The organism is Kitasatospora sp. NPDC059088 (assembly GCF_042738155.1).
Taxonomy (GTDB): Bacteria; Actinomycetota; Actinomycetes; order Streptomycetales; family Streptomycetaceae; genus Kitasatospora.
Genome location: NZ_JBHYGR010000141.1, coordinates 1 through 24,775 on the forward strand (window position 1 = coordinate 1; position 24,775 = coordinate 24,775).

Here is a 24,775-nt window from a genome sequence, read left to right on the forward strand (position 1 = left end):
TCCCAGTCGTTGGTTCGGTCCTTCCGTCTTTGTGTTTCACACTCGCCCCGCCGCCCCCGCCGCCCCCCGCGCCGCCCGCCGCGCCCCCCCCCCGGGCCATGGGCTCACCTGGCCATGGGCTCACCTGGCCGGGCGTCCTGGCCGTGTCGGCCCCGGGCGCCGGGTCGGGTGGCTGCTGAGCCCCGCAGCCGCCCGGGCCGGTGCCCGGTGCGTTCCTCGTACCTCCTGTCCTCCTCGTGTCTCAGCTCGGCGGCAGTGGTTGCCACAGGCAGCCGCAGTCCGGGTGTCCTCGGAGCCGCAGGCGGCGGGGCATGCCGTCGCCTGCGGAGATCTCGCACCAGCCGTCGACGCTCGGCGGTCGGCCGCCGTCCAGGTACACCTGGACGTGCAGTGCCGCCAGGCCGGCGACGGCCGTGGCCAGGGCCGTGTCGCAGGCCGGGGTGCGGGCCCGGCCCGGGCCGTCGTCCGCGAGCTGGGCGAGGACCCGTGGCCAGGCGGCGTCCTCGTCCTCCCGGCGCAGCACCAGGCAGTGCCCGCAGGCCGACCGCCCGGGGATCACCAGCGGCCCGACGATGCCGAACTCCTCGACCACGCCCACGTACAGGTGCGGCACTCCGGCCCGGAGCAGCAGCCGGGCCTCGTACGTCCCGCCCGCGAAGGCCGCGCTGCCGTCCCGGGGTGCGAGGACCACGAAGTCGGGCGGTGGGTCGTCGCTCTTGGGCCGGGGCACCGGGGCCAGTGGGCGGCCGGTCGCGCGTTGCACCGCCTCGCGGGCGACCGTCGAGCGCAGCCGCCCGATGTCCGAGGGCGGCAGTCCGGCGGGGGAGCAGTCGTCGGGCCGGACCCGCCCGCTGTCGGCCACGGTGACGGTGCCGGCGCCGCCGGCCGCGAGCACGGTCGCCACGGCCGCGCCGACCCGGCCCGCGCCGCGCACCTCGATCCTGGACCTGGCGCGCCGGACCAGGACGGCCGGTGCGGCGCCCGGTCCGGAGTGGACCAGGGAGAGCGAGGCGAGGTCGGGCCCGAGGATGTCCTGGTGGGGCCGGGGGAAGTGCGACAGTGCCCGGCCGGTCGCCTCCGCGTCGTCGAGCAGCCCGGTCTCCTGCAGTTCGCTCAGCAGGGTGTCGGTGGGCTCGCGGCCGAGTCCGATCCGTTCGCCGGCGGAGAGGAGCTCGGGTCGTTCGCGCGTCCCGTCGAGCAGGTCGAGGAACTCGCACAGCGTCTTGTCGGCGTTGCCGAGCACCCCGGCGAACCGGGTGACGGTGCCGAACTGCAGGGTCTCGGAGTCCCGCCAGCTGCGGGACAGCGCGGGCTTGAGCATGAGGCGCACGGTGGTCTCCCTTCCGATCGTTTCCGGACGGCTGACCGCAGCATGCCCCATGGCGGCGGGGGCGTGCGGAAAGTTATCCACAGGCCCGGGCGCATGATCACACCATCTGTTCGGAGGCCCTGTGGATAACTGCCCATCCTTCCTGGCGTCGGTTTCCGGACACCCCTCGTCGGCCTTTCGTTCCCGATCGCTCCATGAAAGATTTCGGCCACGGCACCGGACTTCTGTCAGTGGTACCGGGTAACGTCGTGTGCCATGGCAGCCGAGCGGGACTCCCATCCACCGGCGTCGCGTCGGCGTGCCCGTGCAGCGTCCGGGTCGCAGATGGCGGCGCCGAGTACGCGCGGGCGCCCGGACGAGAAGCAGCGCGAGAAGCCGCACGACAAGCAGCAGGCGAGGCCGCAGCACCCGCCCGCCGGGGCGGTGCCCCCGGAGGCGCACGACCGCAGCCGGGTCGAGGTGCGGCGCAGCGCCCGGCGCAGCCGGACGGTCTCCGCCTACCGCGAGGGCGACCGCACCGTCGTGCTGATCCCGGCCCGGATGTCGCACGCCGAGGAGCAGCGCTGGGTCACGCAGATGCTGGAGAAGCTCGCGGCCCAGGAGCGTCGGCGGGTCCTCGGGGACGACGCCCTGATGGCACGGGCCCGGGAGCTGTCGGCGGCCTATCTGGAGGGCCGGGCCCAGCCGGTGCAGGTCCGCTGGGTGACCAACCAGAATTCGCGCTGGGGCTCGTGCACTCCCAGCGAGGGGACGATCCGGCTGTCGCACCGGCTGCAGGGCATGCCGGAGTACGTGCTGGACTACGTGCTGCTGCACGAGTTGGCGCACCTGCTGGTGCCGGACCACGGTCCGGCGTTCTGGGCGCTGCTGGAGGCCTATCCGCGGACGGAGCGGGCGCGCGGCTACTTGGAGGGTGTGGTGTCGGCGGCCCGGCTGCCGCACATCCCGGGGGCCCGGCACGGTGCGCCGGGGCCGGGGCCGGGGTCGGATCCGGGGGCTTCCTGCGGGTGAGGGCGGACGGCGAGAGGGGGGGGGGGGGGGGCGCGGCGCCCCCCCCCCCCGGGGGGGGGGGGGGGGGGGGGGGGGGGGGGGGGGGGGGGGGGGGGGGGGGGCGGGGGGGCGGGGGGGGGGGGGGGGGGGGCGGGGGGGGGGGGCGGCCCCGGCGCGGCCCCCCCCCCCCTCTTCGTGTCGCGCTTCGATCGGTCAGGCGGTCAGGCGGTCAGGCGGTCAGGCGGTCAGCGCCCGGGCCCGGGCGACGAGGTCGCGCACCGAGTGGTCGGTCAGCTCCGGCAGCCGGTCGTAGTCGAACCAGCGCAGGTCCAGCGACTCCTCGCTGATCAGCGCCTGCGCCCCGGCCGGGGCCACCGCGATGTACTGGACGTCCAGGTGGGTGTTCTCCGGCCGGTCCTTGCCGGTGCAGCGGACCTGGTGGCGGTCCAGCTTGGCGGGGACGGGCACGCCGTCCTGGCGCAGCAGGGTGAGGTCGGGGATGCCGGACTCCTCGACGGCCTCGCGCAGGGCGGCGGAGGCGAGGTCGGCGTCGCCCGGCTCGCAGTGCCCGCCCATCTGCAGCCAGATCCCGACCTTGGGGTGCAGGGTGAGCAGCACCCGCCCGGCGGCGGGGTCGACGACCGCCGCGCTCGCGGTGATGTGGGCGGGCAGGCAGGACCGGTAGAGGCCCTCGGGCTGCTCGGCGAGGTGCGCGAGGTAGTCGAGGCGCAGCTGTTCCTGGTCCCGCTCGGCGGGCCGCCAGTCGGTCAGGGTGCGGACGGCGTCCGCGTGGAGGGTGGACGTACCCGTCCCGGTGGCCGTCATGCGGTGGGCTCGCCCTTTCCGTCGGTGCCGTCCTGGTCGCCCTTCGGGGCGTCGTTCTGCGGAGCGTCGCCCTTGGGCGGGTCGTTCTTGGTGAGGTCGGGCTTGCCGGCCGCGGCCTCGCCGAGCAGCTTGTCGAGGGCGTCGAAGTCGAAGCCGCCCTCCAGGTCGCCGCTGCCGCGGTGCACGAAGGCGTCCGGGTCGTCCAGGTCGGCGGCGGTGGGCAGCATGTCGGGGTGCTCCCAGAGCGCGTCGCGGCCCTCGACGCCGCGGGCGTCGGCGAGCAGCGCCCAGAGCCGGGCGGCGTCGCGCAGGCGGCGCGGGCGCAGTTCCAGGCCGACCAGGGTGGCGAAGGTCTGTTCGGCGGGTCCGCCGGCGGCGCGGCGGCGGCGGACGGTCTCGCGCAGCGCGCCGGCCTGCGGCAGGTGGGGCTCGGCGGCGGCGTGCACGACGGCGTCGACCCAGCCCTCGACCAGGGCGAGGGCGGTCTCCAGGCGGGCCAAGGCGGCCTTCTGCGCGGGGGTGTCCTCGGGCTGGAGGAGGCCGCCGGCCAGGGCCTCCTGGAGGGCTTCCGGGTTGCTCGGGTCGAGCTGGCCGACGAGTTCCTCCATGCGGGAGGTGTCGACCTTGATGCCGCGCGCGTAGGCCTCGACGGCGCCCAGCAGGTGGGCCCGCAGCCACGGGACGTGGGCGAAGAGGCGCTGGTGGGCGGCCTCGCGCAGGGCGAGGTAGAGCCGGACCTCGTCGGCGGGAACGTTCAGGCCCTCGCCGAACTCGGCGACGTTCTGCGGGAGCAGGGCGGCCTTGCCGGCCGGGGCGAGCGGCAGGCCGACGTCGGTGGAGCCGACGACCTCACCGGCGAGGGCGCCGAGCGCCTGGCCGATCTGGGTGCCGAACATGGCGCCGCCCATGGAGCGCATCATGCCCATCAGCGGGCCGGCCATGGCCTGCATCTCCTCGGGCAGGACGCCGCCCATGGCGTTGCCGACCCGCTCGGCGACCGGGTCGACGAGGTCCTTCCAGACCGGGAGGGTGGCCTCGATCCACTCGGCGCGGCTCCAGGCGACGGCGGTGCCGGCGCCGGAGGGGAACTCGGTGACGCCGTCGAGCCAGAGGTCGGCCAGGCGCACGGCCTCGACGACGGCGGAGCGTTCGGCGTCGCCGACCGAGCGGTCCTTGCTCTTGCCCTCGGCGGGTTCGGCGACGACGCTCTGCCGGGCGATGTTCTGGGCGAGTTCCCAGTTCACCGGGCCGCCCTCGAAGGAGAGCATCTGGCCGAGCTGCTGGAAGGCGGCACCGAGGTCACCGGGGTTCATGCCGCCGAACATGGCGGCGAAGGGGTTGTCGGCTCCGGCGCCGCCGGGGCCGCCCGGGGTGCCGGGCAGGCCGAACATCGCGCCGAAGGGGTTGCCGGCTCCGAAGCCGAACGGCTGGGGGCCGCCGGTGCCTTCCTGGCCCTGCTCCTTCTTCTTCTGCGCGTCGTCGGGCTTGGCCTTGCCGTCCTCGGGCTCCTCGGGGGGAACGCCGAATCCGAAGGGAAGGTCGCTCACGGGGTCCTCGATCCGGTCGGCCGTCATACGGGTGTGGCGGGCAGTGCGGTCCGCCCGGGGCTCCGGTGGAGCGGGGGACTCGTGGGCGGCTCCCGCGGGCCAGGCCCGCGCCGGGTGCACCGCCGGGCCTTCGCCTCGGGCAGGATGGACGTACGTGACACACGTCCGTACGCACATAAGCTAACCGTGGAGGATGGCCGGTGAGTTCCCCGCCTTCGGACGTTCGCTCTGGGCTGACCGCTGGAGAGGACGATCCGGACGCCACGGCGTCGCCGCCTCCAGCCTACGGCGGGCGGCCGTTGACCGTGGCCGTGACCGGTGCCGCGGGGGTGCTGGGCGAGCGGGTCGCCGCCCGGCTGGTGGCCTCCCCGCACGTGCGCAGGGTGCTGGCGGTGGACGACCGGCGCGGTGAGGTCCCGGGCGTGCAGTGGCGCGTCCTGGACGTGCGGGACCCCGCGGTGGCCGAGCGGCTGGCCGGGGTCGACGTGGTGGTGCACCTGGCGATGGACTTCGGCATGGAGTCCGATCCGCGGGCCCGCAGCGCCTACAACGTGCGCGGCGCCCAGACGGTGCTGACCGCGGCCGCGGCCGCCGGGGTGCACCGGGTGGTGCTGTGCACCTCCGCGATGGTCTACGGCGCGCTGGCCGACAACGAGGTGCCGCTGGCCGAGGACTCGGAGCTGCGGGCGACCGAGGAGGCCTCGCTGGTCGGGGACCTGCTGGAGATCGAGCGGCTGGCCCGGCGGGCGCCGCGCGCCCACCCGGGGCTGCAGGTGACGGTGCTGCGCCCGGCCGTGGTGGTGGGCCCCGGTGTGGACACCGTGCTGACCCGGCACTTCGAGGCGCCCCGGCTGCTGGTGGTGGCCGGTTCGCGTCCGTGCTGGCAGTTCTGCCACGTGGACGACCTGGCGGCGGCGCTGGAGTACGCGGCGCTGGGCCTGGTGGAGGGCGAGGTGACGGTCGGCTGTGACGGCTGGCTGGAGCAGGAGGACGTGGAGCGGCTGTCGGGGATCCGGCGGATGGAGCTGCCGGCCGCGCTGGCGCTCGGCACCGCGGCGCGGCTGCACCGGCTGGGGCTGACCCCGGCGCCGGCGGGCGACCTGGCGTACACGATGTACCCGTGGGTGGTGTCCGGGAGCAGGCTGCACGAGGCGGGCTGGCGTCCGGAGTTCACCAACGAGCAGGTGCTGGCCGAGCTGCTGGCGCAGGTGTCGGGCAAGCACGCGGTGGCGGGGCGCCGGCTGGGCGGCAAGGAGGCCGCGACCAGTCTGGGGGCGGCCGGGGCGACGGTGGCACTGGTCGGCACGGCGGCGCTGGTGCGCCGGGCCCGCAAGCGGCGCCGCTTCTGAGCCGGCACCCGCTGGGGGCGCCCGGCGGGCGTCGTTTCTCACGATGCGAAATTTCGGAATCGTGATGCGGAAGCCCCTTGCCCCGATCGGCCCCCGATGGGGAATCATGGGGTCATGTCCGAGAACCACGACCCCATCCGGCTGCTCGCCGTCCGCGACACCCCGCTCTCGCTGGACGAGGTGTACGAGGCGGTCGGCGACGACGCGGCCGGCGGCACCACCGTCTTCGTCGGGACGGTCCGGGACCACGACGGCGGCAAGTCGGTCTCCGCGCTGGAGTACAGCTGCCACCCCACCGCCGAGGCGGAGATGCGCCGGATCGCCGAGAAGGTCGTCGCCGACTTCCCGGTGCGGGCCCTCGCCGCGGTGCACCGGGTGGGCCGGCTGGAGATCACCGACAAGGCCGTGATCGTCGCCGTCTCCTGCGCCCACCGCGGGGAGGCCTTCGCGGCCGCCCGCCGGCTGATCGACGACCTCAAGCACGAGGTGCCGATCTGGAAGCACCAGGTCTTCGCCGACGGCGAGGAGGAGTGGGTCGGCGCCGGGGGCTGCTGACCGGACTCCCGGCCCCGGGGGCTTCTGACCGGACTCCCGTTCCCGGGGCGGTGGGCGGCCGCCCGTCCGCGCGGACGCGGTGCAACCGCCCGCACACGGAGCACGTCCTTCGGGTCAGGCGCGCCGCGGCCTCACCCGAACGGGTCCGGCCGGGGGCGCCGGATACTCCCTGGAAGTGAGCCGATCGGCCGTCCCGTAACCCGGATGGCGCCGGCCGCGTTGTCCGCCGGGGTGGTTAATCTGCTCATAGACCCGAGGAGCTGGGAGTACTGACATGGGTGCGCTCGCCTGGCTGATCATTCCGGTTGTCGCCGTCCTGGTCGCGGCCGCGTGGGCGGGGTGGGCCCAGCGGGCCCCGAGGGCCACCGGCGACCCGGCCTCGCTCGCCGAGCACCGGCGCTTCATGGCCGCGATGGAACGGACCACCGCGGGCTCCGCCGCCCCCGGGGAGGGTTCCGGCCGGTAGCCCGGCGGGCGCCGCGTCACGGGCGTCCCGTACTGTCGAGGCATGCCACGCCGCTCCGCGACGATGCTCGCTGCCACCCTGCTGCTCATAGCGCTGCTCTGCGTCTCGGTGCTGATGAAGGTGCCGTACACGGAGATGAGCCCGGGCCCGACGTACAACACGCTCGGCGAGCAGGGGGGCAAGCCGGTGATCACCATCACCGGCCACGACTCGTACCGGACGAGCGGCCACCTCAACATGACCACCGTCCAGGTCACCGGGGCCAAGTACGAGCCCAGCCTGGTCAACGCGGTGATCGGCTGGATGCGCGACGACGTGCTGGTGGTGCCGCACGACAACGTCTACCCCAAGGGGCAGTCGGACGCCGACGCCAAGAAGCAGAACGCCGAGGAGTTCGCCTCCTCCGAGGACAGCGCCCGCACCGCCGCGCTCAAGCAGCTGGGCGTCCCGGTCGGCAACGAGCTGATCGTGAAGTCGGTCACCGCGGGGGCCCCGGCCGAGGGCCGGCTGCACGCGGGCGACCAGATCGTCGCGGTGGACGGCGCCGCCGTCGACTCGGTGGACCAGGTGGTCGCCGCCGTCACCAAGCACAAGCCCGGTGAGTCGGTGGTCTTCACCGTGGTGCCGCGGGCCAAGGACACCTCCGGCAACGGCTCCGCCACCCCGGGGACGAGGACCGACGTCACCGTGCCGACCGTCCGGGCCAAGGACCTCGACCCGAAGGCGCCGGCCGAGCGGGCCGAGCTCGCGGTGGTCGGCATCGGCACCGGGATCCGGCACACCTACCCGTTCCAGATCGACATCGGCCTGCAGGACGTCGGCGGCCCGAGCGCCGGGCTGATGTTCTCGCTCGGCATCATCGACAAGCTCACCCCGGGCGGCGACCTCACCGGCGGCAAGTTCGTCGCGGGCACCGGCACCATCGACGACGACGGCAAGGTCGGCCCGATCGGCGGGATATCGATGAAGCTGATCGCCGCCCGGGACGCCGGGGCCGAGTACTTCCTCACCCCCGCCTCGAACTGCGCCGAGGCCACCAAGAACGTGCCGTCCGGGCTGACCCTGATCAAGACGGACACCCTGGACGGCGCGCTCAAGTCGCTGGAGCAGATCCGCTCCGGGCAGGCCTCGGCGCTGCCGTCCTGCCCCCGCTAGGGCCTGTCCGGCGGATCTTGCCAGGCGCGCGACGCCGGGCATCCCGCCTGGACGCACGCCCGAATCGCCCAAGTACGTCCAGTACGAGGCCGACTCGGGCGCACGCCCAGCCGGGCGCCCAACGCCGCGCGCTGATCTGCCAAGATCCGCCGGACAGGCCCTAGGCGGGCCCTGGGCGGGGGCGGGAACCGGCGTCAGGAGAAGGTCGCCAGCAGCGCTTCGGTCAGGCCGGGCACCAGGTCCGGGCCGGTCAGCACCTCGCGGGCGACGTCCTTGGAGCGCAGCCGCAGGGCGATCTCCTTCTTGCCGTCGCGCAGCACCGCGGCGGTGATCCGCACCTCCTCGCGCTTGGGGTGGTTGGCCACCCACTCGGCGAGCTGGGCGTCGCTGGCACCGCGCGGGCGGGACTGCTCGGCGCCCGGCGGCAGCATCAGCCGCTCGACCACCAGGGCGCAGCCGGCCACCGCGGCGGGCCAGGCGATGGTGCCGAGGAACTTGTCGAGCTCCATGCCGGCCGGGAGTTCGTCCTGCTCGACCGGGGTGAGGCCGGGCTCGTCGCTGTCGGCGAGGCCGAGCTGCTTGGCGATGCGCGGGTCGGCCTTGCGCAGGGCGGCGCTGTCCACCAGGGCGAACAGTCGGGCCGGGAGGTCCCAGCCGAGGGTGGCGGCGTACTCGTCGATCTCCAGCGCGGCCCGGGTGAGGGGGGTGGCGGCGGGGAGCTTGGAGACGTCGTCGGGGGAGTTGTTCAGATCAGGCGCGTCGGACATGACTCAATCCTCACACGCCGGGCGGCGCCCGCTCGCCGGGGCGGTCCCGGGGGCCCGGGGCGGGGTGTCCGGGCGGGGCGGTGGGGGGTTGCGGGCGAACGGTGTCGTAACCGTCTGCTAACGGTGGGAACTCGGTCGAAGACTGGTTAAGTTGCTCTGACGACCGACCGATTCCAGACGACACAGCTGAGGTGCCACCGTGGTATTCCAGATGCCGGAACGCTCAGGGCCGGGTTTCCGGCGGAGGGTGGGCCCGCCCTCCCGGCGGGCGCGGGTGGCCCTGCTGACCCTGGGCGTACTCGCGGTGCTGTTCCTGTTGTTCGTCATGTTCGCCGGGTTCTGGACGGACTGGCTGTGGTTCAGGTCGGTGCGCTACTCCTCGGTGTTCACCACCCAGCTGTGGACGAAGGTCGGGCTGTTCGGGGTCTTCGGCCTGCTGATGGCGGTGATCGTCGGCTTCAACGTGTGGCTGGCGCACCGGCTGCGGCCGCCGCTGTCGGCGATGTCGGTGGAGCAGCAGAGCCTGGACCGCTACCGGGCGGGCCTGGCGCCGTTCAAGCGCTGGGCGCTGATCGGGGTCTCGCTGGTGATCGGCCTGGTGGCGGGCGCGGCGGCGTCCGGCCAGTGGCGGACCTGGCTGATGTGGACGAACGCGACGTCCTTCGGTGAGAAGGACGCCCAGTTCGGCATGGACGTCTCGTTCTACGCCTTCGACCTGCCGTTCTACGAGTTCGTGCTGGGCTTCGCGTTCAGCGCGGTGATCGTCTCGCTGCTGACCTCGGCGCTGGTGCACTACCTGTACGGGGGGCTGCGGCTGCAGGGCCCGGGCCGGCGGGCGAGTGCGGGCGCGCAGGGGCACCTGGCGGTGCTGCTGGGCGTGTTCGTGCTGTTGAAGGCGGTGGCGTACTGGCTGGACCGGTACGCGCTGGCGGTGAAGACCGGCTCCTACAAGGGGGTCTCGGGCTGGACCGGCCTGCGCTACGTGGACGCCAACGCGTTCCTGCCGGCGAAGACGATCCTGTTCTTCGTCGCGATCATCTGCGCGGTGCTGTTCTTCCTGACGCCGATCCGCCGCACCTGGGCGCCGGCCCTGATCGGGCTGGGGCTGATGGTGCTGTCGGCGGTGCTGATCGGCGGGCTGTACCCGGCGATCGTGCAGCAGTTCCAGGTCAAGCCGAACGAGCAGGCCAAGGAGACGCCGTACATCCAGAAGAACATCGACGCGACCCGGCAGGCGTACGGGATCGCGGACGCGCAGACCACCCCGTACAGCCCGCAGGGCTCGACCACGGGTGACGCGTTGAAGCCGGACGCGCAGACCATCGCGGACGTGCGGCTGCTGGACCCGAACATCGTGTCGCAGACGTTCCAGTCGCTGGAGCAGCAGCGCAACTACTACGCGTTCCCGAGCACCCTCTCGGTGGACCGCTACAGCACGCCCACGGGCAAGCAGGACACCGTGATCGGCCTGCGCGAGCTGGACCTCAACGGGGTGCAGCGGAACTGGATCAACGACCACTTCAAGTACACCCACGGCTACGGCGCGGCGCTGGCCAAGGGCAACCAGGTCGACGACAAGGGCGGGCCGGTGTTCACCGAGTCCGGCCTGCCGGCCACCGGTGCGCTGGGCGACTACGAGCAGCGGATCTACTACGGCGAGAAGACGACGACGTACTCGATCGTCGGCGGCTCGAACAAGGAGATCGACTACACCGACGTCAAGACCGGTCAGAACGTGGAGTACACGTACACCGGTGACAGCGGTGTCTCGCTGGACAACCCGATCACCCGGGCCGCGTACGCGGTGCGCTTCGCCGAGCCGCAGATGCTGTACGCGGGGGCGATCACCGACGGCGCCAAGGTGATCTACAACCGGACGCCCAAGGAGCGGGTGGAGAAGGTCGCGCCGTGGCTGTCGATCGACGCCGACCCGTACCCGGTGGTGCAGGACGGCCACGTGGTGTGGGTCGTGGACGGCTACACCACCTCGGACGGCTTCCCGTTCTCGTCGAAGACGACGCTGGGCACGGCGACCAAGGACTCGCTGACCAACCAGCGCGGTGAGCTGCTGACCGCCGCCAACCAGGTCAACTACATCCGCAACTCGGTCAAGGCCACGGTGGACGCCTACACCGGCGAGGTGAAGCTCTACCAGTGGGACGAGAAGGACCCGGTCCTCAAGACCTGGATGAAGGCCTTCCCGGGCACCGTGGAGCCGAAGTCGGACATCCCGGCGACGCTGCTGCCGCACCTGCGCTACCCGCAGGACATGTTCAAGGTGCAGCGCGACCTGCTCGGCCAGTACCACGTGACGGACGCCAACTCCTTCTTCAACGGCAGTGACATCTGGCAGGTCCCGGTGGACCCGACCAGTGACACCAAGCAGGTCCAGCCGCCGTACTACGTGACGGTGCGGATGCCGGACGCCCAGGCCGCGAGCTTCTCGCTGACCAGCACCTTCGTGCCCAACCAGCGGCCGAACCTGGCGGCCTTCATGGCCGTCAACGCGGACCCGGGCGAGGACTACGGGAAGATCCGCATCCTCAAGATGACCGGCGAGAGCGGCGCCCCCGGCCCCGGCCTGGTGCAGTCGAAGTTCAACTCCCGCCAGGAGGTGGCGAACCAGATCTTCGCGTTGAAGAGCGGCGGCGACACCGAGCTGGAGTACGGCAACCTGCTGACCCTGCCGGTCGGCGGCGGGCTGTTGAACGTCGAGCCGGTGTACGTGCGCGGGCGCGGCGCCAAGTACCCGACGCTGCAGAAGGTCCTGGCGGTGTACGGGGACGACAACGTGGCGTTCGAGAACACCCTGGACGACGCGCTGCGCAAGCTGTTCGCCGGGCAGGCCCCGCCGGCCACGCCGGTGGCGCCGTCCAGCCAGGGCGGGGCGACGCCGGGCACCGGGACGTCCCCGGGCACCGGGACGACGCCCGGCGGCGCCGGCACGCCGACGCCGACGCCCACCGCGCCGGGCACCCCGGCGCCGGGCGGGACGATCTCGCCGGAGCTCCAGCGGGCGCTCGGGGACGCGGAGAAGGCGTACAACGACAGCCAGACCGCGTTCAAGAACGGCGACTGGGTGGCGTACGGCAACGCCCAGAAGGCGCTCGGCGACGCCTTGAAGGCGGCCGAGGCGGCCCGGGCGGGCGGCCAGGCACCGGCGCCGACGGCGACGCCGACCGGCTCGGGGGCGGCCAGTCCGCACCCCTAGTCCCCGCTGAGCTGCGGTGACCGTTTTTGGGTCCACCCCGCGTCCGTGCTACGGTTCTCTTACCGACGCGGGGTGGAGCAGCTCGGTAGCTCGCTGGGCTCATAACCCAGAGGTCGCAGGTTCAAATCCTGTCCCCGCTACTCAGTAGCAGGAACCCCGGAGGATCAAAATCCTCCGGGCTTCTGTCGTATCCGGGCCCCGGTCGGGTCCGGAGTCCTGCCGGGTCCGGGGGTGGCGGCCGCGGTGGGCGGGGGCCGCCGGCCGGTGGTGTCGGGCCCCGTCGAAACCGTGCTAAAGTTTGATCAACGACGCGGGGTGGAGCAGCTCGGTAGCTCGCTGGGCTCATAACCCAGAGGTCGCAGGTTCAAATCCTGTCCCCGCTACTCAGTGTCAGAGGCCCGGAGGATCATTCCTCCGGGCCTCTGTCGTACCCGGACGTTTCCGTCCGGAAGCGGCGGGAACCGCTCCGGTACTATCGACCGTCGCCAACGGGGACGGCACCGGGGTTTGTGGGGCGCAAGTGTCGGGAAATCGACAAAGCGCCGAAGCAATTCCGTCGGCTTCGGGTCCGCCCCACTCGAATTCGGCCGGGGCAGGTGTACGCGGGTAGCGGGTGATGCGACGATGGGACACATGGGGGACGGTGCACGGCCGCTGACGGGCCGTCCGGTCCGGCACCTCTCCTGGGAGTCCCCCCGGCCGTCGGCCGGGGCACGATGCCGCGACACTCTGGGGGAGCGGGAGTCGGCATGAGGCTGATCGGCAAGTCAGGCGCCAAGTCCGGTGCGGCCGTCGAGGCGGACACCGACGCCTGGGCGGAGAGCGCCGAGAGCCCCGAGAGCCGCCCCGGAGCCCTGCCCGCCCAGCGCACCAGCGGGCTGTCCGAGCGCCCCGCGGTCGGCGGCTCCGGGCCCGACAGCCTGGTGCACGTCTCCACCCGGCAGTTCTCCGCCGCCGTGGGCCCGTACGGGGCGGGCGGTGAGGAGGCGCCGGCCGGTGCCGCGCTGGACCCGGCCGGGCTGGACCCGACCAGCTTCGAGACCGCGCTGGCCGCCCGCGAGTCCGCCGCCCTGGAGGCCCGGCACCGGCAGGCCGCCGACGGCGGCGACCCGGACGCCGCGGGCCGCCTGGGCACCCTGCTGCTGCGCCGCGGCGACCTGGAGGACGCCGAGCCGTACCTGCGGGCCGCCGCGGCCGCCGGGGTGCGGGCCGCCGCCAACAACCTGGGCGTCCTGCTGCACCAGCAGGGCCACCGCGCCGAGGCCGGCCAGTGGTGGCGCCACGCGGCGGTGGCGGGCAGCGCCCCCGCCGCGCACGCGCTCGGGCTGCAGCTGCGCGACCAGGGCGAGGAGGAGGCCGCCGAGTACTGGCTGCACTACGCCGCCGACCACGGCCACCCGCTGGGCGCCTACGCCCTCGGCGACCTGATGGAGCACCGGCGCGACGTGCGGGCCGAGCGCTGGTTCAAGGTCTCCGCCGACGCCGGGCACCGTGAGGCCGCCTACCGGCTGGCCCGGATGCGCGAGGCCGCCGGGGACAAGGAGACCGCGGAGGCCTGGTACCGCACGGCCGCCGCCCGCAGCCACGCCCGCGCCGCGCTGCGCCTGGGCGTGCTGCTGGAGGAGCGGGCCCGCACCGACCGGTCGCTGCTGGAGGAGGCCGCCCGCTGGTACCGGCAGTCCGCGCAGAACGGGGAGCCGCGGGCCGCCTGCGCGCTCGGCTTCCTGCTGCGCGACTCCGGGGACGTCGCCGCCGCCGCCGAGTGGTGGCAGGAGGCCGCCGAGGCGGGCGACGGCAATGCCGCCAACGCGCTCGGCGCCCTGCACGCGAGCCGCGGCGAGGCCAAGGCCGCCGAGCACTGGTACCGCACTGCGCTCGACGCGGGCGACCAGAACGGCGCCTTCAACCTCGGCCTGCTCTGCGCCGGCACCGGCCGCGACCAGCAGGCCGAGCAGTGGTACCGCCGGGCCGCGTACGCCGGGCACCGGGAGGCCTGCAACGCGCTGGCCGTGGTGCTGCTGCAGCGCGGCGACGAGTCCGGTGCCGAGCCGTGGTTCTCCAAGGCGGCCGAGGCCGGCAGCGTGGACGGTGCCTTCAACCTGGGCGTGCTGCACGCCGGGCGCGGCGAGTCGCGGCAGGCCCAGGAGTGGTACGCGCGGGCGGCGGCCGAGGGGCACGGCGAGGCGGCGCTGCAGCTGGCGGTCGCCCAGGAGCAGCGCGGCAACCTGTCCGGCGCGCTGGAGCGCTACCGGCAGGCGGCGGCCGGCGGTTCGGCGGAGGGCGCCTTCCGGCTGGCCTCGGTGCTGGACCGGCGGGGGGACGCGGACGCCGAGGCCGAGCACTGGTACGCGCTGGCGGCCGATGCCGGGCACCGCCGCGCCCAGGTGCGGATGGGGGTGCGGGCGGCCGAGCGCGGGGCGCTGGAGATCGCCGAGAGCTGGTACCGGCGGGCCGCCGGGGCGGGCAGTCGCAGCGCGGCGTTCAACCTGGGGCTGCTGCTGGCCCGGCAGGACTGCGAGGCGGAGGCGATGCTCTGGTACACCCGGGCCGCCGACGCCGGGCACGGCCGGGCGGCGCTGCGGCTGGCGCTGCTGGCGCTGCGCCGGGGCGAGCCGGTGCAGGCGGAGAACTGGTGCCGGCGGGCGATCGACTACGGTCCGGCCGAGGTCGCGGAGCGGGCCGGGCGGCTGCTGGGCGCGCTGCACGCCGAGCTGAGCGCGTAGGGCCCGTCCGGGCGGGGCGTCAACTGCCGCTTCGGTGGCGGCAGTCGGGGCACAGGCCGCGGTAGGTGACCTCGGCGGTGGTGACGGCGAAGCCGAAGCGTTCGGCCGCGGGCAGCGCGGCGAGCGGGTCGCCGTGCGGATGGACGTCGCGGATCGCGCCGCAGCCGGAGCAGACCAGGTGCTGGTGGGCGCGGTGGGCGTTGGGGTCGTAGCGCTTGGCGCGGCCGTCGGTGGCGACCTCCAGCACCTCGCCGAGGGTGACGAGTTCGCCGAGCGTGTTGTAGACGGTGGCGCGGCTGATCTCGGGCAGGCGGGCGGCGGCGCGGGCGTGCACCTCGTCCGCGGTGAGGTGGACGTGCTCGCCGTCGAGGACCTCGGCCACCACGCGGCGCTGTGAGGTCAGCCGCCAGCCGCGTCCGCGCAGTCTCTCCAGCAGATCACTCATGGGACCAGAATAAGTCAAGCTCCGAGATTAGGGCCAGTATTGACTTGGACGAAGTCCAAGTTAGGATCGTGTCATCACGATCGGATCCCCCGGAGGCAACCCGCCATGACCACGCAGGACGAGCTTCGCCCGACCCTCACCACCGAGGCGGGTGCCCCCGTCGCGGACAACCAGAACACCGAGACCGCCGGCCCCGGCGGCCCGGCCCTGATCCAGGACCAGCTGCTGTTCGAGAAGCTCGCGCACTTCAACCGCGAGCGCATCCCGGAGCGCGTGGTGCACGCCCGCGGCGCCGGCGCGTACGGCACCTTCACGGTGACCGCCGACGTGACGCCCTTCACCCGGGCGGGGTTCCTGTCCGAGGTCGGCAAGCAGACCGAGGTCTTCCTCCGGTTCTCCACGGTGGCCGGCAACCTCGGCGCGGCCGACGCGGTGCGCGACCCGCGCGGCTTCGCGCTGAAGTTCTACACCGAGGAGGGCAACTACGACCTCGTCGGCAACAACACCCCGGTGTTCTTCATCAAGGACGCCATCAAGTTCCCCGACTTCATCCACACCCAGAAGCGGGACCCGTACACCGGCTCGCAGGAGGCCGACAACGTCTGGGACTTCTGGGGCCTGTCGCCCGAGGCCACCCACCAGGTGACCTGGCTGTTCGGCGACCGCGGCATCCCGGCCAGCTACCGCCACCTGAACGGCTACGGCTCGCACACCTTCCAGTGGCAGAACGAGGCCGGCGAGCACTTCTGGGTCAAGTACCACTTCAAGACCGACCAGGGCATCCGCAACCTCACCCAGGCCGAGGCCAACCGGCTCGCCGGCGAGGACCCGGACAGCCACCAGCGCGACCTGCGCGAGTCGATCGAGCGCGGCGAGTTCCCCAGCTGGACGGTGCAGGTCCAGGTCATGCCGGCGGCCGACGCGGCCGGCTACCGCTTCAACCCCTTCGACCTGACCAAGGTCTGGCCGCACGCCGACTACCCGCCGATCGAGATCGGCCGGCTGGAGCTCAACCGCAACCCGGAGAACGTCTTCGCCGAGGTCGAGCAGTCGGTCTTCTCCCCGGCGCACTTCGTGCCCGGCATCGGCCCGTCCCCGGACAAGATGCTCCAGGGCCGGCTGTTCGCCTACGCGGACGCCCACCGCTACCGCGTCGGCATCAACGCCGACCACCTGCCGGTGAACCGCCCGCACGCCACCGAGGCCCGCACCAACGGCCGGGACGGGTACCTGTACGACGGCCGCCACGGCCGGCAGAAGAACTACGAGCCCAACAGCTTCGGCGGCCCGGTGCAGACCGGCCGTCCGCTCTGGGCCGCGACCGCGGTCGACGGCCCCACCGGCACCCACGCGGCGCCCTCGCACGCCGAGGACGACGACTTCGTGCAGGCGGGCGACCTGTACCGGCTGTTCACGGAGGACGAGAAGCAGCGGCTGATCGCCAACCTGGCCGGCTTCATCGCCAAGGTCTCGGCCGACCGCGAGGACATCGTGGAGCGGGCGATCGACAACTTCCGCAAGGCCGACGCCGACTACGGGCAGCGGCTGGAGGCGGCGGTCCGGGAGCTGCGCAAGCAGTAGGACGGGCCGGAACGAGCAGCGGGCCCTGTGACCAGCTCCCACTGGTCACAGGGCCCGCACCATTGCGCCCGGGGCCCCGGGAGCGCTCCGGGGGCGAACGGGCGAACAGCGGCTCAGACGGAGAGCCGCCGCAGGGTCTCGTCGTGCAGCAGGCCGTTGGTGGCCACCGCGTCGGCACCGCCCGGGCCGGGGACGCCGTCCAGGCCGGTGAAGCTGCCGCCGGCCTCCTCGACGACGATGCACGGCGCGGCCATGTCCCAGAGCGACAGCTCGGGCTCGGCGGCGATGTCCACGGCGCCCTCGGCGACCATCATGTAGGACCAGAAGTCGCCGTAGGCGCGGGTGCGCCAGCAGGCCCGGGTGAGGTCCAGGAACGGGTCGAGCCGGCCGCGGTCCTCCCACCCGGTGAGGGAGGAGTACGAGAAGGACGCGTCCTCGATCCGGGACACCCCGGAGACGTGGATCCGGGAGGCCTTGGTCAGGCTGCGGCCCGCGTAGGCGCCCAGGCCCTTGGCGGCCCACCAGCGGCGCTGCAGCGCCGGGGCGGAGACGATGCCGACCACCGGGCGCTCCACGCCGTCCGGGCCGTCCTCCAGCAGGGCGATCAGGGTGGCCCAGACCGGGACGCCGCGGATGTAGTTCTTGGTGCCGTCGATCGGGTCGATCACCCAGCGGCGCGGGCCGGAGCCCTGGAGGCCGAACTCCTCGCCGAGCACGGCGTCGCGCGGGCGGGCGCGCTGGAGGATGCTGCGCACGAGCTCCTCGGCGGCCTTGTCGGCGTCGCTGACCGGCGTCAGGTCGGGCTTGGTCTCGATCTTCAGGTCGAGGGCGCGGAAGCGCTCCAGGGTGACCGAGTCGGCCGAGTCGGCGAGGACGTGGGCGAGTCGGAGATCGTCGTGGTAGTCGGCCATGCCCGAAACCCTAGCTCAGCGGGTCGGCCGGGGAGGGCGGGCGCTCAGTGGGCGGAACCGCTGAGCTGGAGGCCGATCACGCCGGCGATCACCAGGGAGATGGACACCAGTTTGAGCACCGAGGTGGTCTCGTCCAGGAAGGCCATGCCGTAGATGGCGGTGCCGGCGGCGCCGATGCCGGTCCACACGGCGTAGGCGGGGCCGACCGGCAGGCTCTTGAGCGAGAGGGTGAGCAGCCCGAAGCTGCTGAGGGCGAACACGCAGAAGCTGATGGTGGGCCAGAGCTTGGTGAAGCCCTCGCTGAGCTTGAGGTTGATCGCGAAGCCGGTCTCCAGCAGGCCGGCCAGGATCACCAGGGCCCATGCCATCGCGCGCCCTCCCTGTCGATCGACGGACGGGCCGTGTCCGGCCCGACTTTCCTATGATCGCCAGGGAGGGGCGGTCCGACACCTCGAACGGGCCGCGAGCCTCGGGGAAGGGGCGGAGCCCCCGCCGGGCTCAGTCGCCCTCGCGGGCCTCCTTGCTGGCCAGCAGACGGCGCAGCGAGTAGAGCCGGGCGGCCTCGGCGTGGCCGTCGGCGACCCAGGCGTCCAGGGCGCAGTCCGGCTCGTCGTGGCTGCAGGCGCGCGGGCAGTCGACCGTGCCCGGCTCCAGGTCGGGGAAGGCGAGGATGACCCGGGACGGGTCGATGTGGGAGAGGCCGAAGGAGCGGAAGCCGGGCGTGTCGATCACCCAGCCCGGGTCGAGCGCCTTCTTCGAGCCGGGCTTGACGCCGGGCGGCGGGGGCAGCCGCAGGGCCAGGGCGGAGACGGTGGTGTGCCGGCCGCGGCCGGTGACGGCGTTGACGTGGCCGGTCTGCCGCCGCCGGTCCGGGACGAGGGCGTTGACCAGGGTGGTCTTGCCGACGCCGGAGTGGCCGATGAACACCGTGGAGAGTCCGCGCAGGTGCTCGCGGACGGCCTCGGCGCCGGCGGTCTCCAGCTCGTCCCGGCGGGTGACGACGTAGTCGATGCCGAGCGGGGCGTACGACTCCAGCAGCGGCCCGGCCGGGGCGAGGTCGGACTTGGTGAGCACCAGCAGCGGTTCCATGCCCGCGTCGTAGGCGGCGACCAGGCAGCGGTCGATCAGCCGGGGGCGGGGCTCCGGGTCGGACAGGGCGGTGACGATGGCCAGCTGGTCGGCGTTGGCGACGACGATCCGCTCGTACGGGTCGTCGTCGTCCGCGGTGCGCCGCAGCACGGAGCTGCGCTCCTCGACCCGGACGATCCGGGCGAGGGTGTCGGCGTCCCCGGAGAGGTCGCCGACCAGGTTGACCACGTCGCCGACGACGACGCCCTTGCGGCCCAGCTCGCGGGCCTTCATGGCGACGACCTCACGCTCCTGCTTGGTCCCCGGGTCGACCAGGCAGGTGATCCGGCCGCGGTCGACGGTCAGCACCATCGCCTCGTCGGCGTCCTCGTGCTTGGGCCGGATCCGGGTCCGCGGCCGGGAGCCCCGGCGGGCGGGGCGGTTGCGGATGTCGTCCTCGTCGGCGTCCTTGCCGTAGCGGCGCATGGTTCAAGTCTCCGCTCAGGCGTCCGCGGCCGCTCCGCCGAGCAGCTCCGCCCACATCTTGGGGAAGTCGGGCAGGGTCTTGGCGGTGGTGCCCACGTTCTCCACCTCGACGCCGGGCACGGCGAGGCCGAGCACCGCGGCGGCGGTGGCCAGGCGGTGGTCCTCGTAGGTGTGGAAGATGCCGCCGTGCAGCGGGCGGGGGCGGATCCGCAGGCCGTCCTCGGTCTCGCTGACGTCGCCGCCGAGGTCGTTGATCTCCTTGGCGAGGGCGGCGAGCCGGTCGGTCTCGTGCAGGCGCAGGTGGGCGATGCCGTACAGGTGGGACTCGGAGTCGGCGAGGGCGGCGACGGCGGCGATCACCGGGGTGAGCTCGCCGACGTCGTGCAGGTCGGCCTCGATGCCGTGGATCCTGCCGGTGCCGGTGAACTGGAGGCCCTCGTCGGTGTACTCGCAGGCGCCGCCCATCCGGGAGTAGAGGTCGCGCAGCTGGTCGCCGGGCTGGGAGGTGTGGCGGGGCCAGTCGCGGACGGTGACCCGGCCGCCGGTGACCAGGGCGGCGGCGAAGAACGGGGCGGCGTTGGACAGGTCGGGCTCGACGACCAGGTCGCGGCCGAGCAGGGCGCCGGGGGTGACCCGCCAGACGTCCTTCTCACCGCCGTCCTCGGGGGCGTCGACCTGGGCGCCGGCCAGGCGCAGCATCTCGACGGTCATCCGGATGTGCGGCAGCGACGGGACGGGGCCGCCGACGTGCCGGACCTCGACGCCGTGGTGGTAGCGGGCGCCGGAGAGCAGCAGGGCGGAGACGAACTGGGACGAGGAGGAGGCGTCCAGCTCGACCGGGCCGCCGTCGAGGCCGCCGGTGCCGTGGACGGTGAGCGGGAAGCTGCCGCGGCCGCCGTCCTCGATCCGGGCGCCGAGCGCGCGCAGGGCGTTGATCACGCCGTGCTGGGGGCGCTCGTGGCTGCGCGGGTCGCCGTCGAAGTGGACCGGGCCGTCGGCGAGGGCGGCGAGCGGGGGCAGGAAGCGCATGACGGTGCCGGCGTTGCCGACGTCGACGTTGGCGGGGCCGCGCAGCGCGGGGGCGGGGATGACCCGCCAGGCCTCGCCGCCGCCGGTGCCGCCGGAGTCGTTGTTGACCTTCTCCTCGATGGTGACCCCGAGGGCGCGCAGGCCGTCGGCCATCAGCTGGGAGTCGCGGCTGCGCAGCGGGCGGCGCACCCAGCCGGGTCCGTCGGCGAGGGCCGCCAGCACCAGGGCCCGGTTGGTGACCGACTTGGAGCCGGGAATGGTGACGGTGGCGTCGACGGGGGCGCTGGCGACGGGGGCGGGCCACAAGGAGTCGGTCATGGGGGCCAGTCTAGGGTCCGTGACGGAACGGCCCCTGCTGCGGCCGGATGGCGGGACGGCGGTGATCTAGTGGAGGGGTTGCAGCAGCCAGGTGGCGCCGAGGGCGAGGCAGGCGAGGGCGGTGAGCAGGAAGACGGTGACCCAGGCCAGGGCGGGGACGTGGGTGAGCCGGGCGAGCTGGTCGGCGTCGGAGTCGCGGGCCCAGCCGGTGCGGCGCTGGTGCTGGAGTTCCAGGACCGGGCGGACCGCCCCGAACAGCAGGAACCAGCAGCCGAGGTAGGCGAAGCCGGCCTGGACCTGGGCGCTGCCGAACCAGGACACCAGGAAGAAGGCGCCGCCGGCGACGAGCACGGTGAACAGGCCGAAGGCGTTGCGGATCCGCAGGAGCAGGGCCAGCAGCAGGGCGATGGCGAGCCAGAGCAGCAGGGTGATCCGGTCGGCGGCGAGCAGGGCGGCGCAGCCGAGGCCGAGCAGGGCGGGGGCGGTGTAGCCGGCGGCGGCGGTGAGGACCATGCCGGGGCCGGTGGGGCGGCCGTAGGAGAGGGTGAGGCCGGAGGTGTCGGAGTGCAGCCGGATGCCGGCGAGCTTGCGGCCGGTGGCGAGCGCGGCGAGGCCGTGGCCGCCCTCGTGGGCGATGGTGACGGCGTTGCGGGTGACGTGCCAGAGCGGGCGGGCGAGGACGGCGAGCAGGGCGGCGCAGCCGGTCGCGAGGACGAGCCAGCCGGGCGGGGCGGCCTGGGTGCCGGTGACCCGGTCCCACAGTTCGCCGAGGTTCTGGTTGTTCGGGTTCATCGGCGGGCTGCGCCTCCGTTCGCTGTGCTGTGTCGTGATTCGCCGTTCGGGCCGGGTTGGGCCGTTCGGGGCAGCCTCCCATGCGGGGACGGGCGGAGGGGAGCGGGCGGTTCTGCTCCGTGGATGAGGAAGTGCTGAGCGGGCGCGGTGTGGTTGGCTGGCCCGCATGTGCGGTCGCTTCGCAGCCAGCAGCAAGCCGGAGGACGTCGTCGAGCTGTTCGACGTGGAGTTCTGGGACCCGGAGGAGTCCCTGGACCCGAACTGGAACGTGGCGCCGACCAACAGCGCGTACGTGGTGCTGGAGCGGTTGGCCAAGGGGGCGGCGCGGCCGGTGCGGCAGTTGCGGGCGCTGCGCTGGGGGCTGGTGCCGCAGTGGTCGAACTCCGCCGAGACGGCGGTGAAGATGATCAACGCGCGCTCGGACACGGTGCACGAGAAGCCGGCCTACCGGCAGGCCTTCGCCTCGCGCCGGTGCATCCTGCCGGTGGACGGCTACTACGAGTGGCAGACGGTGCCGGGGGAGCGGGGCAAGGCGCGCAAGAAGCCGTTCTTCGTGTCCCGGGCGGACGGCGTCCCGCTGGCGCTGGCGGGGCTGTACGAGTTCTGGCGCAACCGGGCGGTGCCGCCGGGGCACCCGGAGGCCTGGCTGGTGACCTTCACGATCGTGACCACGGACGCCGAGGAGTCGCTGGCGCCGATCCACGAGCGGATGCCGCTGTTCCTGGACCGGCGGGACTGGGGGCAGTGGCTGGACCCGGGGCTGGGCGACCCGGAGGAGGTGCGCCGGCTGCTGATACCCCCGCCGCCGGGGGCGCTGCTGGCCACGCCGGTGTCGCCGGCGGTCGGGAACATCCGCAACAACGGTCCGGAGCTCAAGGAGCCGTGGACCGAGGTCGAGTACGAGACCACACTGTTCTGAGACTTGGGAGCTGCCGGGATGACCACCTCCGAACTCGTCACCACCGGGGCCGGGGACGCCCGGATCACCTACCACCGGGCGGCCGCGCCGAGGGCGGTGCTGGCGCTGGGCCACGGGGCGGGCGGCGGGACCGGTGCCCGGGACCTGGTGGCGCTGGCCGGGCGGCTGCCGGAGCGGGGGATCACGGTGGCGCTGGTGGAGCAGCCGTGGCGGGTGGCGGGGAAGAAGCTGGGCCCGGCGCCGAGGACGCTGGACGTGGGCTGGCTGCCGGTCGCGGAGCGGCTGGCCGGGGCCGGGCTGCCGCTGGTGGTCGGCGGGCGCAGCGCGGGGGCGCGGGTGGCCTGTCGGACGGGGGCGGCGAGCGGTGCGGTGGGGGTGGTGGCGCTGGCGTTCCCGCTGCACCCGCCGGGGAAGCCGGAGAAGAGCCGTGCCGAGGAGCTGCTGGGGTCGGGGCTGCCGACGCTGGTGGTGCAGGGTGCGGCGGACCCGTTCGGCGGGCCGGCGGAGTTCCCGGAGCTGCCGGCGGGGCACGAGCTGGTGGCGCTGCCGTACGGGAACCACGGGTTCGAGGTGCCGAAGCGGGCGTCGGTGGGGCAGGACGAGGTGCTGGAGCTGATCTGCTCGGCGGTGGGGGACTGGGTGCTGGGGCTGCTGTGACGCCGGTGCCGCTGTGGCTCCGGTGCCCGTGTGAGGGGCCGTGAGCAGGGTGTTTCCGCTCGCTCACTCGTGCGAGTGAACGGCGGGTGCGGGCGGGAATGCGGGCGGGGCCGGTGTGGTTGTCGTGTCCGTCAGCATGAGTCACCGGTGAGAGGTAGGGCAGATGGGTTCGATCGCGTGCCCCGAACGGCCGGAGGAGCGCGAGGCCGCCGCGGCGTTCGCCCCCTCCTGGTCGGACTGGCTCGACGCGGGCGAGAAGCCCGTCAGCCCGATATCCTCCATTTCTGGGCGGCCCGCAGTGGGCCGTGCCCGTCATGCCGAGGAGGTGGGTCCGGTCGTCGGGACCGAGCACGAGGCCGATCCGGGCCGTGGCCCGGACGAGGCCCTGCCTGCGGGCGAGGCGCTCACCGGTGAGGAGCTGGCCGAGGCGATCGGTGAGGACACCTTCCGGGTGTCGGCGGAGGAGTCCGAGGAGGCCCGGCGGGAGCGCTTCGAGCGCGACGCCCTGGGCTACCTCGACCCGATGTACTCGGCGGCGCTGCGCATGACGCGCAACCCCGCGGATGCGGAGGACCTGCTCCAGGAGGCGTTCGCCAAGGCGTACGCGTCCTTCCACCAGTTCCGTGAGGGCACCAACCTCAAGGCCTGGCTGTACCGCATCCTCACCAACACGTTCATCAACTCGTACCGCAAGAAGCAGCGGGAGCCCCAGCGCACCGCGGCGGAGGAGATCGAGGACTGGCAGCTGGCCAGGGCCGAGTCGCACATGTCGACCGGTCTGCGCTCGGCCGAGACCCAGGCGCTCGACCACCTGCCCGACAGCGACGTGAAGGACGCGCTCCAGGCGATCCCGGAGGAATTCCGGATCGCCGTGTATCTCGCGGACGTAGAAGGCTTTGCGTACAAGGAGATCGCGGACATCATGGGTACTCCCATCGGTACGGTGATGTCCCGGCTGCACCGTGGCCGCCGGCAGCTGCGCGGCATGCTGGAGGATTACGCCCGTGAGCGCGGGCTGGTCCCGGCCGGCAGCGGGGCAGGGCAGGAAGCGAAGGGCTCGGGCTCATGAGCTGCGGCGATCCGCACGAAACCGAGTGTGGCGAGGTCCTCGACCACCTCTATGAATTCCTCGACAACGAGATGGCCGAGGGCGACTGCGCCAAGCTGCGCGTGCACTTCGAGGAGTGCTCGCCCTGCTTGAAGCAGTACGGGCTGGAGCAGGCGATCAAGGCGCTGATCAAGCGTTCCTGCGGCTGCGACGACACCCCGACGGACCTGCGCAGCAAGGTCCTGGCCAGGATCGACTCGATCCGGGCCGGGCAGCGCTCGGGCGAGCCGGTGGTGGTCGCCGTGGAGACGACCGTCGAGGTGCACGTCGAGGCGGCCCGTCCGGCGCCCAGACCGGTGCAGGCGCGCGAGGACGCGGGTGACGCGCCGGGCGTGCGCCCCGGTGCGCCGGTCGAGGCCGGAGCGCCGGCCGAGTAGTCCGGCGCAGCGGCCCGTACGGCCCGCCGGCGAGGGCGGTGCCGAGCGGTTCGGGCAGGGAGTTCAGCGGGCCCCGGGGGCGGCGGCCCCCGGGGGCGCCCCCCGGTGGGCGCCCGCGCCCCCCCACCCTGGTGGTGGGGTGTGGGGGGGCCCCAACGCCCACGAG

General features: G+C 73.6%; 22 protein-coding genes and 2 tRNA genes. 14 read left to right on the plus strand and 10 right to left on the minus strand.

Annotated features, from left to right (window positions below; genetic code table 11):
• Window positions 1-241 precede the first annotated feature (241 nt).
• A complete protein-coding gene (locus tag ACFWXO_RS38250; protein ID WP_380530044.1) occupies window positions 242-1,321 on the minus strand; it encodes a ThiF family adenylyltransferase in 1,080 nt (359 codons plus the stop codon).
• A gap of 333 nt (window positions 1,322-1,654) precedes the next feature.
• Between ACFWXO_RS38250 and ACFWXO_RS38255 the strand changes: the two genes are divergently transcribed.
• Window positions 1,655-2,341, plus strand: coding sequence for a M48 family metallopeptidase (locus ACFWXO_RS38255; protein WP_380530032.1), 687 nt, complete (start codon window positions 1,655-1,657; stop codon window positions 2,339-2,341).
• Between the two features lie 216 nt (window positions 2,342-2,557).
• On the opposite strand, the gene ACFWXO_RS38260 is transcribed toward ACFWXO_RS38255, so the two are convergent.
• A complete protein-coding gene (locus ACFWXO_RS38260) occupies window positions 2,558-3,145 on the minus strand; it encodes an NUDIX hydrolase (RefSeq protein ID WP_380530034.1) in 588 nt (195 codons plus the stop codon).
• Complete coding sequence (locus ACFWXO_RS38265; RefSeq protein WP_375894172.1) at window positions 3,142-4,692, minus strand: zinc-dependent metalloprotease; 1,551 nt, start codon at window positions 4,690-4,692, stop codon at window positions 3,142-3,144. Before ACFWXO_RS38265 ends, ACFWXO_RS38260 begins: the two co-directional genes overlap by 4 nt.
• A gap of 200 nt (window positions 4,693-4,892) precedes the next feature.
• On the opposite strand from ACFWXO_RS38265, the gene ACFWXO_RS38270 reads away from it, so the two are divergent.
• From ACFWXO_RS38270 to ACFWXO_RS38285, 4 genes are all read left to right on the plus strand, one after another.
• Entirely contained in the window at window positions 4,893-6,041 is a 1,149-nt protein-coding gene (locus tag ACFWXO_RS38270; RefSeq protein WP_188303064.1) for an NAD-dependent epimerase/dehydratase family protein, read from the plus strand.
• Window positions 6,042-6,155: 114 nt separating this feature from the next.
• A complete protein-coding gene (locus tag ACFWXO_RS38275; RefSeq protein WP_375894168.1) occupies window positions 6,156-6,596 on the plus strand; it encodes a molybdenum cofactor biosynthesis protein MoaE in 441 nt (146 codons plus the stop codon).
• A 274-nt stretch (window positions 6,597-6,870) separates the two neighbouring features.
• Window positions 6,871-7,062: a hypothetical protein gene (locus ACFWXO_RS38280; protein WP_375894165.1), complete on the plus strand. Its 192-nt coding sequence runs from the start codon at window positions 6,871-6,873 to the stop codon at window positions 7,060-7,062.
• A 42-nt stretch (window positions 7,063-7,104) separates the two neighbouring features.
• Window positions 7,105-8,217, plus strand: a complete 1,113-nt coding sequence (locus ACFWXO_RS38285; RefSeq protein WP_375894162.1) for a PDZ domain-containing protein — start codon at window positions 7,105-7,107, stop codon at window positions 8,215-8,217.
• A 194-nt stretch (window positions 8,218-8,411) separates the two neighbouring features.
• Here ACFWXO_RS38285 and ACFWXO_RS38290 read toward each other — a convergent pair whose 3' ends face one another.
• On the minus strand, window positions 8,412-8,984 hold the full coding sequence (locus ACFWXO_RS38290) for a PPA1309 family protein (RefSeq protein ID WP_375894159.1): 573 nt from the start codon (window positions 8,982-8,984) through the stop codon (window positions 8,412-8,414).
• Window positions 8,985-9,195: 211 nt separating this feature from the next.
• On the opposite strand from ACFWXO_RS38290, the gene ACFWXO_RS38295 reads away from it, so the two are divergent.
• The 4 genes from ACFWXO_RS38295 to ACFWXO_RS38310 all read left to right on the plus strand — a co-directional run bounded on the left by ACFWXO_RS38295 (window position 9,196) and on the right by ACFWXO_RS38310 (window position 14,918).
• Complete coding sequence (locus ACFWXO_RS38295) at window positions 9,196-12,195, plus strand: UPF0182 family protein (protein WP_375894156.1); 3,000 nt, start codon at window positions 9,196-9,198, stop codon at window positions 12,193-12,195.
• A 66-nt stretch (window positions 12,196-12,261) separates the two neighbouring features.
• Window positions 12,262-12,335 (plus strand) — tRNA-Met (locus ACFWXO_RS38300).
• Window positions 12,336-12,504: 169 nt separating this feature from the next.
• Window positions 12,505-12,578: transfer RNA gene (locus tag ACFWXO_RS38305), tRNA-Met, on the plus strand.
• A 366-nt stretch (window positions 12,579-12,944) separates the two neighbouring features.
• Window positions 12,945-14,918 (plus strand): tetratricopeptide repeat protein, encoded by a 1,974-nt coding sequence (locus tag ACFWXO_RS38310; protein ID WP_375894153.1) that lies wholly within the window; start codon window positions 12,945-12,947, stop codon window positions 14,916-14,918.
• A gap of 19 nt (window positions 14,919-14,937) precedes the next feature.
• Here the strand turns inward: ACFWXO_RS38310 and ACFWXO_RS38315 are convergent, their stop codons facing one another.
• On the minus strand, window positions 14,938-15,363 hold the full coding sequence (locus ACFWXO_RS38315; protein WP_380408749.1) for a Fur family transcriptional regulator: 426 nt from the start codon (window positions 15,361-15,363) through the stop codon (window positions 14,938-14,940).
• A 105-nt stretch (window positions 15,364-15,468) separates the two neighbouring features.
• Between ACFWXO_RS38315 and ACFWXO_RS38320 the strand changes: the two genes are divergently transcribed.
• Window positions 15,469-16,944, plus strand: a complete 1,476-nt coding sequence (locus ACFWXO_RS38320) for a catalase (protein ID WP_380530038.1) — start codon at window positions 15,469-15,471, stop codon at window positions 16,942-16,944.
• A gap of 113 nt (window positions 16,945-17,057) precedes the next feature.
• On the opposite strand, the gene hisN is transcribed toward ACFWXO_RS38320, so the two are convergent.
• From hisN to ACFWXO_RS38345, 5 genes are all read right to left on the minus strand, one after another.
• The gene (gene hisN, locus ACFWXO_RS38325; protein ID WP_375894145.1) at window positions 17,058-17,855 is read right to left on the minus strand and encodes a histidinol-phosphatase; all 798 of its coding nucleotides are present in this window, start codon (window positions 17,853-17,855) and stop codon (window positions 17,058-17,060) included.
• A gap of 44 nt (window positions 17,856-17,899) precedes the next feature.
• Window positions 17,900-18,223: a multidrug efflux SMR transporter gene (locus ACFWXO_RS38330; RefSeq protein WP_188303055.1), complete on the minus strand. Its 324-nt coding sequence runs from the start codon at window positions 18,221-18,223 to the stop codon at window positions 17,900-17,902.
• A 130-nt stretch (window positions 18,224-18,353) separates the two neighbouring features.
• Window positions 18,354-19,409 (minus strand): ribosome small subunit-dependent GTPase A, encoded by a 1,056-nt coding sequence (rsgA, locus tag ACFWXO_RS38335; protein ID WP_375894142.1) that lies wholly within the window; start codon window positions 19,407-19,409, stop codon window positions 18,354-18,356.
• A 15-nt stretch (window positions 19,410-19,424) separates the two neighbouring features.
• On the minus strand, window positions 19,425-20,756 hold the full coding sequence (gene aroA, locus ACFWXO_RS38340; protein WP_380530040.1) for a 3-phosphoshikimate 1-carboxyvinyltransferase: 1,332 nt from the start codon (window positions 20,754-20,756) through the stop codon (window positions 19,425-19,427).
• Window positions 20,757-20,822: 66 nt separating this feature from the next.
• Complete coding sequence (locus ACFWXO_RS38345) at window positions 20,823-21,548, minus strand: M50 family metallopeptidase (RefSeq protein WP_375894136.1); 726 nt, start codon at window positions 21,546-21,548, stop codon at window positions 20,823-20,825.
• A 166-nt stretch (window positions 21,549-21,714) separates the two neighbouring features.
• Between ACFWXO_RS38345 and ACFWXO_RS38350 the strand changes: the two genes are divergently transcribed.
• The 4 genes from ACFWXO_RS38350 to rsrA all read left to right on the plus strand — a co-directional run bounded on the left by ACFWXO_RS38350 (window position 21,715) and on the right by rsrA (window position 24,609).
• A complete protein-coding gene (locus tag ACFWXO_RS38350; protein WP_380530042.1) occupies window positions 21,715-22,467 on the plus strand; it encodes an SOS response-associated peptidase in 753 nt (250 codons plus the stop codon).
• 18 nt (window positions 22,468-22,485) lie between these two features.
• The gene (locus ACFWXO_RS38355; RefSeq protein WP_375894131.1) at window positions 22,486-23,124 is read left to right on the plus strand and encodes an alpha/beta family hydrolase; all 639 of its coding nucleotides are present in this window, start codon (window positions 22,486-22,488) and stop codon (window positions 23,122-23,124) included.
• Between the two features lie 163 nt (window positions 23,125-23,287).
• Window positions 23,288-24,193 (plus strand): sigma-70 family RNA polymerase sigma factor, encoded by a 906-nt coding sequence (locus ACFWXO_RS38360; RefSeq protein WP_375894128.1) that lies wholly within the window; start codon window positions 23,288-23,290, stop codon window positions 24,191-24,193.
• Window positions 24,190-24,609 carry a mycothiol system anti-sigma-R factor gene (gene rsrA / locus ACFWXO_RS38365; RefSeq protein ID WP_375894125.1) on the plus strand — a complete coding sequence of 140 codons (420 nt, stop codon included), beginning with the start codon at window positions 24,190-24,192 and terminating at the stop codon, window positions 24,607-24,609. The genes ACFWXO_RS38360 and rsrA overlap by 4 nt, the downstream gene beginning before the upstream one ends.
• Window positions 24,610-24,775 lie beyond the last annotated feature (166 nt).